We start from the raw sequence: 17706 nt of genomic DNA on the forward strand, positions 1-17706 counted from the left end.
TTTATTTTTAGGAGGAATATTATGAAATCAGAAAAGAGTATGGAAAAAATTGTTTCTTTATGTAAAAGTAGGGGAATAATATATCCAGGGTCAGAAATTTACGGAGGACTTGCTAACACTTGGGATTATGGTCCTTTAGGTGTTGAATTTAAAAATAATGTAAAAAAAGCTTGGTGGCAAAAATTTGTTCAACAATCTAAATATAATGTTGGTCTTGACAGTGCAATTTTGATGAATCCGGAAGTTTGGGTTGCTTCAGGTCATGTTGGAAGTTTTAGTGATCCTTTAATTGACTGTAAAGAATGTAAATCTCGTTTTAGAGCTGATAAACTCATTGAAGATTTTTATTTTGAAAATAATCTTGGGGATATAAATGTTGACGGTTGGGAAAATGAAAAAGTTGAAGAACTAATGAAAGAAAAAAATATTTGTTGTCCAAATTGTAAAAAACAAAATTTTACTGGTATTAGAAGATTCAATCTTATGTTTAAAACTTTTCAAGGTGTAACTGAAGACAGTAAATCTGAAATTTACTTAAGGCCGGAAACTGCACAAGGTATTTTTGTTAATTTTAAAAACATTGCCAGAACTTCAAGAAAAAAAGTTCCTTTTGGAATTGCACAAGTTGGTAAATCTTTTAGAAACGAAATTACTCCCGGTAATTTTACTTTTAGAACTCGCGAATTTGAACAAATGGAATTAGAATTTTTCTGTAAACCGGGAGAAGATTTAGAATGGTATGAATATTGGAAAAACTATTCTTTTAATTGGTTATTATCTTTGGGAATGAATGAAGAAGCTTTAAGACTTAGAGATCATGAAAAAGAAGAATTGAGTTTTTATAGTAAAGCTACTTGTGATATAGAATTTTTATTTCCATTCGGTTGGGGAGAACTTTGGGGAATTGCAGATAGAACGGATTATGACTTATCAAGACATATTGAAGTTTCCGGAGAAGATTTAAGATATATTGACCCTGTTACAAATGAAAAATATATTCCATATTGTATTGAACCTTCACTTGGAGCTGATAGAGTTGCTCTAGCTTTCCTATGTAATGCTTATGATGAGGAAGAAATAGGAGAAGGAGATGTTAGAACTGTTTTAAGACTTCATCCTGCTTTAGCTCCATTTAAGGCTGCAATTTTACCACTTACTAAAAAATTGTCAGAAAAATCTGATGAAATTTATAATGAACTTTCAAAATATTTCATGATAGATACAGATGTTTCAGGAAGTATCGGAAAGAGATATAGAAGACAAGATGAAATTGGAACTCCATTCTGTATAACTGTCGATTTTGATACTTTGGAAGATAATTGTGTAACAGTTAGATTTAGAGATACTATGGAACAAGAGAGAATAAAAATCTCAGAACTAAAAGATTTTATTGAAAAGTCTTTAGAATTTTAGGAGGTATTATGGTTAAGAAAAAAGTTGTTTTTGGTTCAAGTATGTGCCCTGATTGTATAGTTATGAAAGAGGCACTTGATGAAAGAGGAGTTAAGTATTTGTATTTAGACATTACTGAAAATTTAGCAAATCTTAAAAAATTTTTAAAATTTAGAGAAAATTCTGCATTTGATTTTGCAAAAGAAAAAGGCTCAATAGGAATTCCTGCAATGGTAATAAATGATGGGGAAAAAATACTTTTCAGCATAGAAGAATTTGATGAATATAATAAATAGGAGGCAATTATGTTAGAAAATTTAAAACCTGAAAGAGTTTTTTATTATTTTGAAGAGCTTACAAAGATTCCAAGAGAATCAGGAAATGAAAAGGCAGTCAGCGATTATTTATACAGCGTTGGAAAGTCTTTAGGACTAGAAACTATTCAAGACGAAAGCAACAATATTGTCATAAGAAAACCTGCATATAAAGGGTATGAATACCATGAACCTGTTGTTATTCAAGGACATATGGATATGGTTGCTGAAAAAGCTGACGGAGTTGAACATGATTTTCTAGTTGATCCTATCCCTGTAATTGTGGATGGAGATTGGGTTAAGACTAAAGGTACAACTCTAGGAGCTGATGACGGAATTGCAGTTGCAATGGGACTTGCTATTTTGGAAGATAAAGAAGCTAAACATCCTGCACTTGAATTGCTTGTAACTACTGATGAAGAGAGAACAATGGCAGGAGCAAGGGCTGTAAAGAGAGAACTTTTAAACGGAAGAAAACTTTTAAATATTGACGCAGAGGAAGAAGGAGTGCTTTTATCAGGTTGTTCAGGTGGACATAATGTTATGGGAACTTTGAAGGTTAAATTTGAAGAAAATGATAAGAAAAATACTTTTGTTTTATCTGTAAATAATATGCTTGGTGGTCACTCCGGAATGGAAATTCATCAACAAAGAGGAAATTCATTAAAATTTGCCCTTAGAGCTATGGATATGGTTAAAGAAATAGCGGATTACAGATTAGTTAGTATTGAAGGTGGAACTAAACATAATGCTATTCCTAGAGATGCAAAAGTTATTTTTACGAGTGATTCCGACAATTTTAATCTTGATTTTTCTAAATTAATTAGTGAATATCCACTTGATAAAGATATGAGAGTTTCCATAGAAAAAGTTGAAAATGCAAAAGAAGTTTTATGTAAAGGATGTCAAGAAAAAATTGAAAATGTAATAAGAAATATTCCACATGGAGTGTATTCAATGATGGAAGAATATCCATCAATCGTTGAATGTTCAGATAACTTTGCTATGATTAGATTTGATGGAAATTTTGTTAGATTTACACTTTCATTAAGAAGTTCAAATCCTAAGACTTTTGAAGAATATACTAATATTGTAAAGAAAATTTATGAAGAAAATGGTGTTGAATATACTTTAGAAGATTATTATAAACCTTGGGAATTTGCAAAAGTTTCAAAATTAAGAGATACTGCATTAGAAGTTTATAAGAATTTAACAGGAAAAGAAATGAAAGTAGAAGTTGTTCACGCTGCATTAGAACCGGCAGTTTTTGTTGATACATTCCCTGATATGGAAATGATATCAATAGGACCTACAATGAAAGATGTTCACAGTCCTGTTGAAAGATTGAATATTCCTTCAACTCAAAGAACTTTTGAATTTGTAAAAGAATTATTAGAAAAATTATAAAAAATAAGTATATAATATATAAAAAATCGCGATAACTTTACTCGCGATTTTTTTATGTACTACTCACCAAACACTTTTGTGAAAGGTGAGGAAAATTTTATTCTGAAGTGTTTTCATTTAAGACATCAAGAAGTAAATCTAAATTTAATCCATGAACCATTGTTGCTTCTTCAAGAGTTTCCATTTGACTTGCAGGACAACCAACACAAGAAAGTCCGAAATTAAATAGAATTTCAACAGCATCCGGATGAATTTGGATAATGTCTCCTATTAGCATATCTTTTGTTATTTTCATAACTGCACCTCCTAGTTATCTTATACCCATATAATACAGGTAATTTAGAAAAAAATCAAGTTATATTTAACTCTAAAAAATAAAATTGCTTAGTTGTAAAATATCGTGGTACATATAGAACGAAAGATTAGACTATTATTAGATTTTGTGATAAAATGATTAGGTTATATGGAGGATTATTATGAAATGTTGTGATAATAAAAAAGTAATAGATAATTTATATAAAAATATTGCTTTAAAAGATAGATTAAGTGAAAGCGAAGATAGTAAAGAGCTTGAAAAGAAAATAGCTCTAAGTTTAGGATATACTTTAGAAGATTTAGAAAATGGGGCAAATCTAGGCTTGGGTTGTGGAAATCCAATTGAAAATGCAAATTTAAAATCCGGAGAAACAGTCTTAGATTTAGGCTGTGGCAAAGGAATGGACGTTTTTAAAGCCTGTAAAATCGTTGGGAAGGAAGGACTTGTGATTGGGGTTGATAGACTTTCGGAGATGGTTGAAAGGGCAAATTACATAAGAGAGAAAAAAGGATTTTTAAATACAGATTTTAGAGTTTCAGATATAGATAATCTTAAAGTTGAGAGCGATTTTGTTGATTGTGTAATTTCAAATTGTGTTATAAACTTATGTGAAGATAAGGAAAAGGTGTATTCTGAAATATTTAGAGTTTTAAAACCGGGTGGAAGAATTTCAATTTCAGATATTGTTCAGTTTAATGAATTGCCTACTTGGGTTAAAGACGAACCGATTTTTCATGCTACTTGAGTCGCAGGTTCTATAACTTTGGAGAAGTTAAAGAATATATTGAAAAAGGTCGGGTTTGAACTTTATACAATCATTGAAGAGGATCTGACTGATGAATATCTTGCAAAATGGGGACATAAATTAGATTTAAAGAAATATATAAGACGTGGTAAAATTTTGGCAGTTAAGCCAAAGAATTAGGAGTGAAAAATGTATAAACTTTATTCATCAATTTTTATGATAATTTTAACTTTTATAATTATATTTTTTATTTCAAAAAAATATGATTTAGACAGAAATCAAAAACTTATATTCTGGTTATTTGTACTTTTTTGGAGTGGAATAACTGTAGTTAGAGCATATAGAAAGCTTTATGCCATAAGTCCTATGGAAGAGGGAGGGCTAGGCTTTTCAATTGTTTTAGCAGCACAGATAACTTCTGCATATGGACTTATAAGTTGCTTTATAAGATTACCTATTTTTATATTAAGTGATATTTTTAATAGGAAAAAAATATTTATTCAAATTGCACTTTTTGTTTTGACATTGGCATCACTTATGGTGGTTTTAAAACCAAGTTATAGTAGCCTTTATTTTTCATCAATAGCTATGGGAATATGTGCTTCAATGCTTGCGGTTTTCAATGTGTTGTTTTCAGAGACTTTTTCTAAAGAAAAAGCAGCAATTTCTGCATCTATATTATCAATAGCACCACTTTTAGCAGAATTTATAGCAGCACCCATTCAATATTTATCAACTTATGGAACATATAAAAATTTTAAATTGCTTTGGACTCTTTCTGCAACAATTTCAATTGTAGCTTTAATTTTAACTTTTTTTGTTAAAGACGTTTCTTATTCTGCAAAGAGATTTAGCTTTGAGAAAGTAAAGAAAGTTTTTGAATTTAAAGGATATTTCTATATCTGTTTGATAGCGATTTTAGTTTCATTTATAAAATTTTCAACTTCAGGGGCTAATATGATTGCCTATGCAAAAGTTAATTTGAATATGCCCCCAATATTTTTGGCGTATATTGATGTTTTATTCGCATTTCCTCAACTTATTGCAAGTGTACTTGCAGGAACGTATTTTGCAAAGAAAATCGGAATTGAAAAAACTTTGGTTTTAGGACTGGCTTCAAATTTAGTTTTTTATATAATAATTTTATTAACAAATTCTTATCTTCCAGCATTTTTAGGATATGTATTTAACGGTTTTGGATATGGAATTGCATATACTTGTCTGATTTCAATGGCAATGCAATATTTTGAAAAGGAAGATAGAAATGTAAGTATGGGAATATTTCAATTGTTTTTTGCGATGGGAGTATATTTTGGAGACAGAGTTTATCTTTGGATTTCAAAATTAATTCCACAAGGAATTTTAGGCTTTGAGCAAAACAAATCAATTTATCTTATTGTAATTGGAATAACATTGGTAAGTATATTAATGGCACAATTTAAAATAAAAGAAAAGATTTAAAGAAAGATAATGTATCTGTACTGATAATGACTAAAAAACAAATGGTTGTAGTGCATTGATACATTATTTTTTTATTACAAATAATGATTTTTTTAAGATTTTATGATATAATTATTTTGATTATGTATGTAATCGTGAATAAATTTATAACTTAAATAGGAGAAAAAATGGGTAATTATTTTGGAACAGATGGAGTTCGTGGGGTTTATGGCGAAAATTTAACTAACGAACTGGCTTATAAAATTGGAAAATCTGTTGGATATATTTTAAAAGATAAAGAAGAAAAATTATTTATAATAGGTAGAGATACTAGAGAAAGCGGAAAAAATCTTGAAGATAGTTTAGCAAAAGGGTTGTTGGAAATGGGATTTAATGTAGTTAGCATTGGAATTGCACCTACACCAACTGTTGCTTATTTAATTAAATATTTTAAAGCGGTTGGAGGTGCTGTTATTTCTGCATCTCATAATCCTTTTAAATATAATGGAATAAAGATTTTTAATGAAAATGGATTTAAGCTTTCAGACGATATTGAATTTAGAGTAGAAAATATTTTAGATGATGAAAATTTTGATTTTGGAGAAATTCACGAAGGAATTTTTACGGAAGAAAAAGAGGCAGTTTCAATTTATACAGATTATTTAAAATCAAGAGTAGATGCGGATTTTTCAAACTTAAAAATAGCTGTAGATTTTGGAAATGGAGCAAGTTATAAAATTGCCAGAAAATTATTTGAAGAACTTGGAATGGAAGTTATATCTTTAAATACTGCACCTGATGGCAAGAACATTAATCTAAATTGTGGTAGTACAAATATGGAAGTTGTGAGAAAAGCTGTTTTAGAAAACGAAGTTGATATGGGTTTTGCCTTTGACGGAGATGCTGACAGATGTTTAGCTGTTGATGAAAAAGGAAATATTATGGACGGAGATCATATTTTGGCAGCTATGGCTAAATCATACAAAGAAAAAGATGAGCTTACAAATAATGCTGTTGTAGGAACAGTTATGAGTAATATCGGATTAAAGAAATATTTGGACTCAATAGATGTTGATTTTGTTGCAGCAAAAGTTGGGGATAGATTTGTTCTTGAACAAATGCTTGAACACGACTATATTCTTGGAGCTGAACAATCAGGACATATGATTTTCTTAAATGACAGTACGACAGGAGATGGAACTTTTACAGCTCTTAAAATTTGTGAATTAGTTGCAAGTAGTATAAATAAGCTATCGTATTTTAATGAACTTATGATTTCATATCCACAAGTTTTAGTAAATGCAAAAGTTAAATTAGAAAACAGAAATGCTTATTCACAAGATAAAGAAATAGTAGATAAAATAAAGAAAATAGAAGAAAAATTTTCAGGAAATGGAAGAGTTTTAATAAGACCTTCTGGAACAGAACCTTTAGTTAGAGTGATGATTGAAGGAGAAAATCAAAAAGAATTAGAAATTGAAGCTAAAAAACTTGCTAAATTTATTGAAGAGAGGTTAGGATAGTATGAAAGAAAGATTGATAGTTGCTGACAGTTGTTGTGATTTAACTGAGGAGATGAAAAGTAAACTAGATATCGAATTAGTTCCTTTGACATTACAACTGGATGATGTTGATTATTTAGATGATGAGAATTTAGATGTCGATAAATATATTCAAGCAATGAGAAATGCTAGTTCTATAAAAACAGCAGCACCTTCTCCTAAACTTTTTATGGATAAATTTGAAGGTGCAAAAGAAGTTTTTTGTCTTACTTTATCTGGAAAGTTAAGTGCAACATATTCTAATGCTTGTTTGGCAAAAACTATGGTACTTGAAAAAGGCAAAAGATTAATTCATGTTTTTGATACAAAATCTGCTGCAGCTAGTGAAACATTAGTTGCATTGAAATTACAAGAATGTATAGATAAAAAAATGTCATTTCAAGAAATAGTTGATGATGTTACAAAATATATTTCAGAAATGAATATATTTTTTGTTTTAGAAAGTCTTGATAATTTAATAAAAAATGGTAGAATTTCTAAAATAAAAGCTATGATTGCATCTGCATTTTCAATAAAACCTGTTATGCAGGGGGTTGATGGAGAAATAGATATTTATAAGAAAGTTAGAGGTCTAAAAAAGGCATATAGTGAGCTTATTGATGCAATAGGTGCAAATGGTTCTAATTTTGAAGAAAAAATATTGGTTATAACTCATTGTAATTGTTTAGAAAGAGCAAAAGAAATAAAGGATAAAATTGTTGAAAGATATAATTTTAAAGATGTTTTAATTGTTCCTGCAAGAGGTTTATCTTCAACTTATGAAAATGAAGGCGGAATAATTATCAGTTATTAGTGAGGTAATTTTGAATAGAAGAGTTATTTTAGGAATGAGTGGCGGGGTCGACAGTTGTGTTGCCTGCCATTTGTTATTGAAAGATGGATATGAAGTAATTGGAGTTACTATGAATTTAGTACCTAAAGGGCATCTTTATGATGAAGAAAAGGGCTGTTGTTCTTTATCTTCTGTTATGGATGCAAAAATTGTTGCTGAAGCTATGGGAGTAAAGCACTATACAATGAGCTTTAGTGAAGAATTTGATAGAAAAGTAATTGAAAATTTTGTAAGAGAGTACTCTCTTGGTTACACTCCAAATCCTTGTGTTGCTTGTAATAAATATATTAAATTTAATAGTTTTGTAGAGAAAATAAAGCCACTAAAAGCAGATTTTATTTCTACGGGACATTATGCAAAAGTCGAGTTTGACAAAAATTATAATAGATATCTATTAAAAAGAGCAAAGGATTCAAAAAAAGACCAGACATATTTTTTATATAATACAAGTCAAGAAGTTTTATCAAAAACATTATTTCCACTTGCAGATTTAATAAAAGATGAAGTAAGAAATATCGCTAGAGATGAGAATATTTTGACTTATTCAAAAAAAGACAGTGAAGAAATTTGTTTTGTTCAAAATAGAGATCATGGATTATTTATCAAACAGAGAAATCCTGAATTGATAAAGGAAGGATATTTTATTGATGAAACTGGGAATAAACTTGGCAAACATAAAGGTATAGTTTACTATACTGTAGGACAAAGGAAAGGACTTGGAATCGCGTTAGGGAAGAGAGTTTTCGTTTCAAAAATAAATGCAATAGACAATACTATTACATTATCAGATGAAGATTCACTTTACAAAGATAAAATAAAAATTAGGGATGAACATTTTATACCTTTTGATATTTTGGAAAAGCCATTAGAAGTAAGTGTAAAAGTAAGACATGGACAAAGTGAAACAAAAGCATTATTATTTTATAAAAATAATGAGCTATTTGTAGAATTTGAAAAACAGGTAAGAGCTCCGAACAAAGGACAATCAGCTGTATTTTATTTGGAAGATATAGTAGTCGGTGGTGGAATAATAGATGAAGTATACTAAAAAAGAGTTGCAAATTGCAACTCTTTTTTGTGTTAAATACTATTCTTCGTTATTATTATTATTGTTACTGTTATTATTTGAATTATTATCATCATTAGGATTTTGTGAATTGTCTGAATCTATTATTTCAGAAACCTCTGTTGGAGGTGGATTTACAAAGTCTTCCTGAGCATAATCGGTTTTACCTTTTTTGTAAGCTTCAGGTTTTATATAATACTTTTTGTTTTCAATATACTTGTCTTTTGTTGTAGTATTTGCCAATTTTCCATTTCGCTTATCAATTTGATAAATTATATAATACAATTCTTCATATTTTGTAGGTTCAGTACCTTTTACAAAGTATTCGTAAATTCCGCCTCCTGATCCTTCAGGCATTAACAGACCGGATCGTATAGAAACATATTTTTTAATTATATTTTCAGATGGTGGATCGAATTTTTTAGCAGGTTTTCCTTCCAGAACTATTTTATTAACTTTTCCCCAAAGTGTAGCTGCCATAGAATTATTGTTACTAAGTTCAATATTTTGATTATCAAATCCTATCCAAGTTCCAATTGTATAATATGGAGTAAAACCTACGAACCAAGAGTCTCTGATGTCACTTGTTGTACCTGTTTTTCCCGATACTTCTATAGTTGGATGTTTTGCTCCTTGTGCCATTGCATCCGGAACACCTTTTAAAATATCTCTCATAATAAAAGCATTTTCCTTAGAAGTAACTTCTCTTTGCTTTTGCTCCGGTTCTAAAATAACTTTTCCTGTTGAATCAACAACCTTTGTAAATGAAATAGGTTCAAGATACTTTCCATCATTTGCTATTGCAGCGTAAGCTCCGGTCATTTTTAAGTTAGTAATACCTCTTGTCATAGCTCCTAAAGCCATACTTGACAAGTTTTCATCGTTATAATCCACACTTTCTGATCTTGAAACATAAGTATCATCCAATTCATTTTCTTCGTTTATCAAACCGAATCTCTTTAAATATTCTTTTGATTTTTCAATTCCAATATCTTCTAAAGTTTTTACAGCATTTACGTTTATAGATTGTACAAGGCTTTGTCTTAAAGTTTGCAATCCTCTATAGCCATTATACCAGTTTTTTGGCCAAAGTTCTTTTTTATCATTATAATGTGGGGCATCTTCAATTCCGGTAGCTGCAGTATATCCATTATCCAATGCAGGAGTATAAACACCTAATGGTTTCATTGTTGAACCAGGTTGTCTTGGAACTCTGTAAGCTCTATTTAGTGGATGTCCGGTTGTTTCTCTACCACCAATTATAGCGATTAATTCACCTGTTCTATGATTCATTACAACGGAAGATGATTGGGGTTGCAATGTACCTTTTTCATCTATTTGGAAATACTTTGAATTTAAAGATAAACTTCCATTATCATTTATATTATAAAAATCTTTATAAGTTTCAAAGAATTCTGCATTAATTTTAAAACTTTTATCGCTTTCTGAAGTTAAATTTCCTTCCGGAATTTGAAAGTTTCCAATTCCATGTGTAACTAGGTTATTTTGGTCGTTAACTGTATAAAAACTTGCTATTGACAATACATTTTGATAAATTGAAACCCTTGAGCTTTTTATTTCTAATGATTTATCTTCATTTACAGTAAACTCACCTTTTGGTATTATTATATTATTATTTCCGTCAATAAGGTTAGATTTTTTATATAGTATAATTTTCCCTTTTGAATCAGTGATATTACTTGATTTATCTTTGTTAAAAGAAGCGAAAGCAGGATTTCCTCTCTTTGGAGCTTTCATAACATTTGCAAAATCACTGTATAGTTTTTCTAAATTTTTCTGAATAGTTTGATCCATTGTTGAATGAATAGTAAGTCCACCATTGTAAATTTTATTCCAGGCTTCTTCTTTTGTATAGTTGTACTTTTTCATTAACTTTTCAGCTACTTGGTATTTAACATACTCAGTAAAATAAGTTGAAACTTCTCTTTCAAATCCTTTGTTAGGTTTTATAGCGGCAAAAACATCTTCATTAAGTGCATTATCATATTCTTCTTTTGTTATTTTCTTAAGTTCATACATTTTTTTCAAAACATATTTTTGTCTGTCCAAAACTTTAGGATTGTATACTGCTTTATATATTTGACCTCCGATATTTAAGTCTTTTATAACAGCAGATTCATCACTTACATTTTCAGGCTTTATAGTTTTATAAAGAGAATAGTTTGTAGGACTTTGAACGATTGCTGCAAGAAGTGCTGACTCTGCAATAGTTAAGTCTTTTACATCCTTAGAAAAATATCCTTGACTTGCAGATTGAACCCCATAGGAATGTTGTCCCAAGAAAACTCTATTTAAATATGCTTCAAGAACACCTTCTCTTTTTATAGTATCTGTTATTTTTATAGCAAGATATGCTTCTTTTAACTTTCTTTCAATCTTTTTTTCGTTTGAAAGATACATATTTCTTGCTAATTGTTGAGCAATAGTTGAACCACCTCTAAGTCTTCCTCTAGCAGTATCTAAAAGACTTTTTGCTATTCCAATTGGGTCAACACCTTTATGGGAATAAAATCTTTCGTCTTCAATAGAAATAAAGGCATTTATTAAATGTTCAGGAACATCTTTTAGTTTTACTATCGTTCTGTTTTCTAGATTTTCTATTTTTTCAACCAAATTTTCATCTCTGTCAAGTATTTTTGATGATTGAATCATAAGTTCATTCATATTGGTTGCATCTACAACCGGTGTTTCTTTCATAATATCGACAAATGTAGTTGCAAAAATACCTGTTATTCCTGCCCCAATCATTAGAATTGTCAATATAGTGATATTTAAAACTTTGAAAATTGTTTTTACAAAACTTTTTTTCTCATTTTTAGGTTGTTTAGATTGTATATTTTTTATTTTTTTCTCTGACATAAAAAACCTCCTCAAATAACAATCATTTTATTTTTATATTAATTACTTTTTATCTTATTTTAAAAGTAAAATAAAACATCATATTAAAAATTACTATTAAGGTAATTTTGATGCAATAAATACAGTTTAGTGCATTGTGGCTAGACTGTATTTATTATATTATAATTTCATTTTGATAATTAAATCAAGCTAATTATAATGAAATTATTGTAGTCTTGTTATTAGCACAAGACTACAATAATTATATCACAAAATTAAAATAATATAAATATTTAGTTTTTGTTGAAATTTCAATCTTTTAATCTACAAATGTTATATAACTCTTTTTTTGTGAAAAATTTTTAAAAATCTTGATTTTTTATTGATTTTATGTTATACTACTTGTTGTGTTACCGCACGGATTAGGTTTTTGAAGCATAGCACCTAATTCGGCGAGTCTTAAGAATGAGGAGGTGCACTATGTACGCAATAATTGAAACTGGTGGTAAACAATACCAAGTTGAAGAAGGACAAAGCATTTTTGTTGAAAAATTAAATGTTGAAGAAGGTTCTAAAGTATCTTTTGATAAAGTTCTTTTAGTTTCTAAAGATGGAGATATTAAAGTTGGTTCTCCAGTAGTTGAAGGAGCTAAGGTAGAAGGAACTGTTGAAAGACATGGAAGAGGAAAGAAAGTTATAATTTTCAAGTTCAAAGCTAAGAAAAATTATAGAAAGAAAAAAGGACATCGTCAACCATTTACAAAAGTTAAGATTGAAAGTATTGCATTTTAATGACTAATATTTATATTTTTAAGAAAAAAGATTTATATTATGGATTTGAAATGGATGGACATGCTGATTTTAGTGAAGAGAATGATATTCTCTGTGCATCACTATCTATTTTATCTATGAATACACCTAATTCTATTGAAAAGATTTGTTCCATAGATTCTAAAGATTTGAATTTGGAAGTAAGAGACGGATATTTAAAGATGATGATAGATATTGAAAAATTTGATGAAACTAAAATTAGAGATATTCAAACGATAATAAAAACTTTTGAAGTTGGCATTATATCATTGAAAGAAGTATATAATAAATATATTGAGATTTATTATAAGGAGGTGTAGAGTATGTTAAAAATTAATTTACAACTTTTTTCTAGTAAAAAAGGTTTAGGTAGTACTAAGAACGGTCGTGATAGTAGAGCTAAAAGATTAGGTACTAAAAGAGGGGATGGACAATTCGTTCTTGCAGGAAATATTTTAGTTAGACAACGTGGAACAAAAATACACCCAGGAGTAAATGTTGGTAAGGGTGGAGATGATACACTTTTTGCTAAAGTTTCTGGTGTTGTAAGATTTGAAAGAAAAGGTAGAGATAAAAAACAAGTTTCTATTTATCCAGTATAATAATGAGCTCCCTTAGAGGAGCTTATTTTTTTAAATAACAAAATATGTTAAAATATATATTAAGAAGATGGAGGTGAATTTATGGAAAGACCTTTAGTTTGTGTAGTTGGACGACCAAATGTTGGCAAGTCAACACTTTTTAATAAACTTATAAATAAAAGAATAGCTATTACTGAAGATACTCCGGGTGTTACAAGAGATAGATTATATCAAGATGCAGAATGGCAAAATAAACATTTTATACTTTGTGATACAGGAGGTTTAGAGCCTAATAGTGATGATATAATTTTACAAAAGATTAAAGCTCAAGCTGATGTTGCAATGGAAAATGCAGATGTAATTTTATTTGTAGTTGATGGAAGAAATGGTTTAATGGATGAAGATAGAGAAATTTCAAACTATCTAAGGAGAACTAAGAAACCTATTATACTAGCCGTAAATAAAATAGACACTCATAAAACGCCTATGGAAGTTTATGAATTTTATGAGCTTGGTTATGAAAAATTAAATATTATTTCTGCAACTCAAGGTTTCGGACTTGGGGATTTACTTGATGAAATAATTAAAGAGTTTCCTGAAAACAAATATACGGGCGAAGAGGATGAAGTAACAAAAATTGCATTGATTGGTAAACCTAATGTAGGTAAGAGCTCTTTAATGAATAGAATTCTTGGAGAAGAAAGAATGATTGTTTCTGATATTGCTGGAACTACTAGAGATTCTATTGATTCAAGAGTTGAAATAGATGGAAAAACTTATATTTTCACTGATACTGCAGGGCTTAGAAGAAAAAAGAATATAACTGAAAATTTGGAAAGATATAGTGTTGTAAGAACTTTAAATGCAGTTGAAAGATCAGATATTGCAATTCTTTTAATTGATGCAACAGAAGGAGTTATTGAACAGGATACAAAAGTTATAGGATTTGCTAAAGAGCAAAATAAAGCTTTAATTATTGCGGTTAATAAATGGGATTTGATTGTTAAAGATAATAAGACATATAAGGCTTTTGAAGATGATATAAGAACTAAATTAAGTTTTGTTCCTTATGCTCAACTTGTTTTTATTTCAGTTAAAACAGGACAAAGAATTGATAAATTGTTTGAGGCAATCAAAATTGCAGATGAAAATTATAGTACTAGAATTTCAACAGGAATTTTAAATGATATTATAAATGATGCAGTTGTTCATAATTCACCACCTACTGATAAAGGACAAAGACTTAAAATTTTCTATGCAAGTCAAGTTTCAGTAAGACCACCGAAATTTGTAATATTTGTTAATAAAGTGGAGTTGATGCATTTTTCTTATTTGAGATATTTAGAAAATCAAATAAGAAAGAATTTTTCTTTTACTTCTTCTCCTATAGTTTTTGAACTTAGAGCAAGAGGAGAAGAAAATGTTTAAATTTATCATTTGCATAGCTATTGCATATCTTTTAGGTAATATTTCAGGTGGTATGATTTTTGGAAAACTATTGTTTAATAAAGATATAAGAGATTATGGAAGTAAAAATGCAGGGACTACAAATGCATTGAGAGTTTTTGGACTAAAGGCAGGAGTTTTAACATTTATTATTGATGTTTTAAAATCAATTTTAGCTTGTTTTATTGGAATGAAGCTCTTGGGATTAAATGGCGTGTTATTAGCCGGTATATTTGTAGTTTTAGGACATAATTGGCCTGTATTTTTAAATTTTAAAGGTGGAAAGGGGATTGCATCATCTTTCGGCTTTATAATGTTTTTGGACTATAAAATTGCAATTGTAGCGATTTTAATATTTGTAACGATAGTTATACTTAGTAAATACATTTCGTTGGCATCAATGCTTACAACAACTTTAGTTTTACCAATATCATATATATTTTTTGTATATAGAAATTTTTACGTTTTATCAACATTTTTTCTTTTAGCAAGTTTAAGTATATATAGACATAAGAGTAATATTGTAAGACTCATAAATGGCAATGAAAATAAAATTAAAATAAAAAAATAATTTAAAAAAAGCAGAAAGTCGAAAGATTTTCTGCTTTTAAATTGTAAAAACATTCTATAAGCATTGATTTTACTATTATTGTGCAAAATAAATTTTTTTAATTAAAGTGTTGACAAATATTACGTTTTATGATATACTCTAATTACGATATATCATAAAACGTAATATAAAGGAGGAAATAATGGGAAGACAAACAAACAGTGGAGCTTTGACAGAATCTGTTTTTTATATTTTACTTCGTCTTCATAATCCTGCACATGGATACGCTTTAATGAAAGACATTGCAGAGATGACAAACAATCGTGTTAATCTAGGAGCAGGAACTCTATATGGTGCATTAGATACATTACAAAAAAAGAGTTGGATTAGACAGTTGGATAATAATCCACAAGATAGAAAAATAGAATATATTATTACAGATACAGGAAAAAAATATTTCGAGTTGGAATTAATTCGTTTAGAAGAATTATTAAAAAATTCAAAAACATTAAAGGAGAAAATCAATGAAAACAACAGTTAAAAAGACTTTTTTGGATATTTGTAAAGAAGAAGAATGGTTAAATGAACAAGGTGAAAGTGGACTTATGTTAATAGGATATAGCAATGGAAATTATGAGTTTGAAGATGTTTCACCCGCTAAGTATCAATATAAAATTGATATTCCAAACTATCGTGGAAATAAGAAAAAAGAGTATCTTAATTTTTTAGAACAAAGTGGAATTACTATCCTTGCAGAATATGCTGGAAGGGTATATATGAGAAAAAATAAAGCTAATGGACCATTGGAATTATATACAGATAGTAACGAGATTAATAAGCAAGTTAGAAAAAAATTTTCAATGTTTATTTCTATTGGAGTTTCACAATTTGCTTTTGGAATTATGTTACTAATTTCAATGTTAAAATATATTAAAGAAAAAAATGCACCATTTTGGATAACTGCGATTTTTGGATCATGTTTTGTAATTTGTGGAATAGTGTTTTTTATCATGGGAATTCTTAAGCAAAGAAAAAACACTATTAAAAAGGAAAAAGTTGATATTTTCGAAGAATAATAGCTCTTGGTTGTAGAGAATAATAAAAAATTGTATTGACTTATTGAGAGCAAAATAGTAAAATATTTGTGTATGTAAAATATGCTTTTTTAAAAATTAGGAGGAAATTAATGAAAATTTTAGTTATTAACTGTGGAAGTTCATCTTTAAAATATCAATTATTTGATATGACTGATGAAAGTGTATTATGTAAAGGATTAGTTGAAAGAATTGGTATTGAAGGTTCAAAATTAACTCACAAGGTTGGAAATGAAAAGTTAGTTGTTGAAGAAGCGATGAAAGACCATACAGCAGCTATCAAACATGTTTTTGATGCTCTAGTTCACGAAAAATATGGAGTTGTTAAGAGCTTGGATGAAGTTAATGCAATTGGACATAGAGTACTTCACGGCGGAGATAAATTAACAGCATCAACTATTATTGATGAAAATGTAAAAGCAAAAGTTAGAGAATTTATTAAATTTGGACCATTACATAATCCTGCAAACTTAATGGGAATTGAAGCTTGTGAAAGCCTAGTACCGGGAAAACAAAATGTTGCAGTATTCGATACAGCATTCCATCAAACAATGCCTGCAAGAACATTTATGTATGCGATTCCTTATGAATATTATGAAGATTACAGACTTAGAAAGTTCGGTTTCCACGGAACAAGTCACAGATATGTAACTTTAAGAACTGCTGAATTGTTAAATACAGATAAGAAAAATCTAAATATTATAACTGTTCACTTAGGAAACGGTTCATCAATTGCTGCAATTAAAAACGGAGAATGTTATGATACAACAATGGGACTAACACCGTTAGAAGGACTTGTAATGGGAACAAGAAGTGGAGATTTAGATCCTACAGTTATGACATTCTTAATGAATGAAAAGGGATATTCAGCTGACGAAATGAATCAAATTTTAAATAAAAAATCCGGAGTTCTTGGAGTTTCTGGATTAAGTTCAGACTTTAGAGATTTAGAAGAAGCTGCTGAAAAAGGAAATGAAAGAGCACAACTTGCTTTAGATATGTTTATTACAAGAGTAAGAAGATATGTTGGTGGATTTATGGCTGAATTAGGTCACGTAGATGCTATTTCATTTGCCGGTGGTATTGGAGAAAATTCAGCTTCAATGCGTAAATTAATATTAGAAAATATGGAAGAATATGGAATCATTATTGATGATGCTAAAAATGATACAAGAGAAGAAGCTGTTATTTCAGCTGATAACTCAAGAGTAAAAGTTTTAGTTGTTCCTACAAATGAAGAATTAATGATTGCAAGAGATACTATGAATTTAGTAAAATAATGTTGACAAATT

19 protein-coding genes and 1 other annotated feature are annotated in these 17706 nt (G+C 29.0%); of the genes, 17 read left to right on the forward strand and 2 right to left on the reverse strand.

Features of this window, described 5'->3' with window-relative positions; genetic code table 11:
* Window positions 1–21: 21 nt before the first annotated feature.
* The 3 genes from ACMX2D_RS04790 to ACMX2D_RS04800 are packed head-to-tail and all read left to right on the forward strand — an operon-like array spanning window position 22 to window position 3113.
* On the forward strand, window positions 22–1413 hold the full coding sequence (locus tag ACMX2D_RS04790) for a glycine--tRNA ligase (RefSeq protein WP_414971278.1): 1392 nt from the start codon (window positions 22–24) through the stop codon (window positions 1411–1413).
* An 8-nt stretch (window positions 1414–1421) separates the two neighbouring features.
* Entirely contained in the window at window positions 1422–1688 is a 267-nt protein-coding gene (locus ACMX2D_RS04795) for a glutaredoxin domain-containing protein (RefSeq protein WP_009449129.1), read from the forward strand.
* 9 nt (window positions 1689–1697) lie between these two features.
* Window positions 1698–3113, forward strand: a complete 1416-nt coding sequence (locus tag ACMX2D_RS04800; RefSeq protein ID WP_414972917.1) for an aminoacyl-histidine dipeptidase — start codon at window positions 1698–1700, stop codon at window positions 3111–3113.
* Between the two features lie 97 nt (window positions 3114–3210).
* Here ACMX2D_RS04800 and ACMX2D_RS04805 read toward each other — a convergent pair whose 3' ends face one another.
* Entirely contained in the window at window positions 3211–3408 is a 198-nt protein-coding gene (locus tag ACMX2D_RS04805; RefSeq protein WP_414972918.1) for a DUF1858 domain-containing protein, read from the reverse strand.
* A 181-nt stretch (window positions 3409–3589) separates the two neighbouring features.
* On the opposite strand from ACMX2D_RS04805, the gene ACMX2D_RS04810 reads away from it, so the two are divergent.
* The 6 genes from ACMX2D_RS04810 (at window position 3590) to mnmA (ending at window position 9056) form a co-directional block, all read left to right on the forward strand.
* Window positions 3590–4174 carry a methyltransferase domain-containing protein gene (locus ACMX2D_RS04810; protein WP_414971280.1) on the forward strand — a complete coding sequence of 195 codons (585 nt, stop codon included), beginning with the start codon at window positions 3590–3592 and terminating at the stop codon, window positions 4172–4174.
* 18 nt (window positions 4175–4192) lie between these two features.
* Window positions 4193–4354 carry a hypothetical protein gene (locus ACMX2D_RS04815; RefSeq protein WP_414972919.1) on the forward strand — a complete coding sequence of 54 codons (162 nt, stop codon included), beginning with the start codon at window positions 4193–4195 and terminating at the stop codon, window positions 4352–4354.
* A gap of 9 nt (window positions 4355–4363) precedes the next feature.
* Window positions 4364–5635, forward strand: a complete 1272-nt coding sequence (locus ACMX2D_RS04820; protein ID WP_009448856.1) for an MFS transporter — start codon at window positions 4364–4366, stop codon at window positions 5633–5635.
* Between the two features lie 167 nt (window positions 5636–5802).
* A complete protein-coding gene (gene glmM / locus ACMX2D_RS04825; protein WP_414972921.1) occupies window positions 5803–7137 on the forward strand; it encodes a phosphoglucosamine mutase in 1335 nt (444 codons plus the stop codon).
* A 1-nt stretch (window position 7138) separates the two neighbouring features.
* Window positions 7139–7969, forward strand: a complete 831-nt coding sequence (locus ACMX2D_RS04830; protein WP_414972922.1) for a DegV family protein — start codon at window positions 7139–7141, stop codon at window positions 7967–7969.
* A gap of 10 nt (window positions 7970–7979) precedes the next feature.
* Window positions 7980–9056, forward strand: coding sequence for a tRNA 2-thiouridine(34) synthase MnmA (gene mnmA, locus ACMX2D_RS04835; protein WP_414972923.1), 1077 nt, complete (start codon window positions 7980–7982; stop codon window positions 9054–9056).
* A gap of 39 nt (window positions 9057–9095) precedes the next feature.
* On the opposite strand, the gene ACMX2D_RS04840 is transcribed toward mnmA, so the two are convergent.
* Window positions 9096–11954 carry a transglycosylase domain-containing protein gene (locus ACMX2D_RS04840; protein ID WP_414972925.1) on the reverse strand — a complete coding sequence of 953 codons (2859 nt, stop codon included), beginning with the start codon at window positions 11952–11954 and terminating at the stop codon, window positions 9096–9098.
* A gap of 380 nt (window positions 11955–12334) precedes the next feature.
* Window positions 12335–12403: a sequence feature (ribosomal protein L21 leader region), on the forward strand.
* Window positions 12404–12413: 10 nt separating this feature from the next.
* On the opposite strand from ACMX2D_RS04840, the gene rplU reads away from it, so the two are divergent.
* From rplU to ACMX2D_RS04880, 8 genes are all read left to right on the forward strand, one after another.
* Window positions 12414–12725: a 50S ribosomal protein L21 gene (rplU, locus tag ACMX2D_RS04845; protein WP_103647005.1), complete on the forward strand. Its 312-nt coding sequence runs from the start codon at window positions 12414–12416 to the stop codon at window positions 12723–12725.
* A complete protein-coding gene (locus tag ACMX2D_RS04850; protein ID WP_414972926.1) occupies window positions 12725–13063 on the forward strand; it encodes a ribosomal-processing cysteine protease Prp in 339 nt (112 codons plus the stop codon). The genes rplU and ACMX2D_RS04850 overlap by 1 nt, the downstream gene beginning before the upstream one ends.
* A 3-nt stretch (window positions 13064–13066) precedes the next feature.
* Entirely contained in the window at window positions 13067–13345 is a 279-nt protein-coding gene (rpmA, locus tag ACMX2D_RS04855) for a 50S ribosomal protein L27 (RefSeq protein WP_004832215.1), read from the forward strand.
* A gap of 81 nt (window positions 13346–13426) precedes the next feature.
* Window positions 13427–14752 carry a ribosome biogenesis GTPase Der gene (gene der / locus ACMX2D_RS04860; protein ID WP_414972928.1) on the forward strand — a complete coding sequence of 442 codons (1326 nt, stop codon included), beginning with the start codon at window positions 13427–13429 and terminating at the stop codon, window positions 14750–14752.
* Complete coding sequence (gene plsY / locus ACMX2D_RS04865; RefSeq protein ID WP_029949267.1) at window positions 14745–15341, forward strand: glycerol-3-phosphate 1-O-acyltransferase PlsY; 597 nt, start codon at window positions 14745–14747, stop codon at window positions 15339–15341. Before der ends, plsY begins: the two co-directional genes overlap by 8 nt.
* 181 nt (window positions 15342–15522) lie before the next feature.
* On the forward strand, window positions 15523–15861 hold the full coding sequence (locus tag ACMX2D_RS04870; protein ID WP_414972930.1) for a PadR family transcriptional regulator: 339 nt from the start codon (window positions 15523–15525) through the stop codon (window positions 15859–15861).
* Window positions 15845–16396 carry a DUF2812 domain-containing protein gene (locus ACMX2D_RS04875; protein ID WP_414972931.1) on the forward strand — a complete coding sequence of 184 codons (552 nt, stop codon included), beginning with the start codon at window positions 15845–15847 and terminating at the stop codon, window positions 16394–16396. The genes ACMX2D_RS04870 and ACMX2D_RS04875 overlap by 17 nt, the downstream gene beginning before the upstream one ends.
* Before the next feature lie 110 nt (window positions 16397–16506).
* Window positions 16507–17694 (forward strand): acetate kinase, encoded by a 1188-nt coding sequence (locus ACMX2D_RS04880; RefSeq protein WP_269752359.1) that lies wholly within the window; start codon window positions 16507–16509, stop codon window positions 17692–17694.
* Window positions 17695–17706 lie beyond the last annotated feature (12 nt).

It is taken from the genome of Parvimonas oralis (assembly GCF_047608425.1).
GTDB lineage: Bacteria > Bacillota > Clostridia > Tissierellales > Peptoniphilaceae > Parvimonas.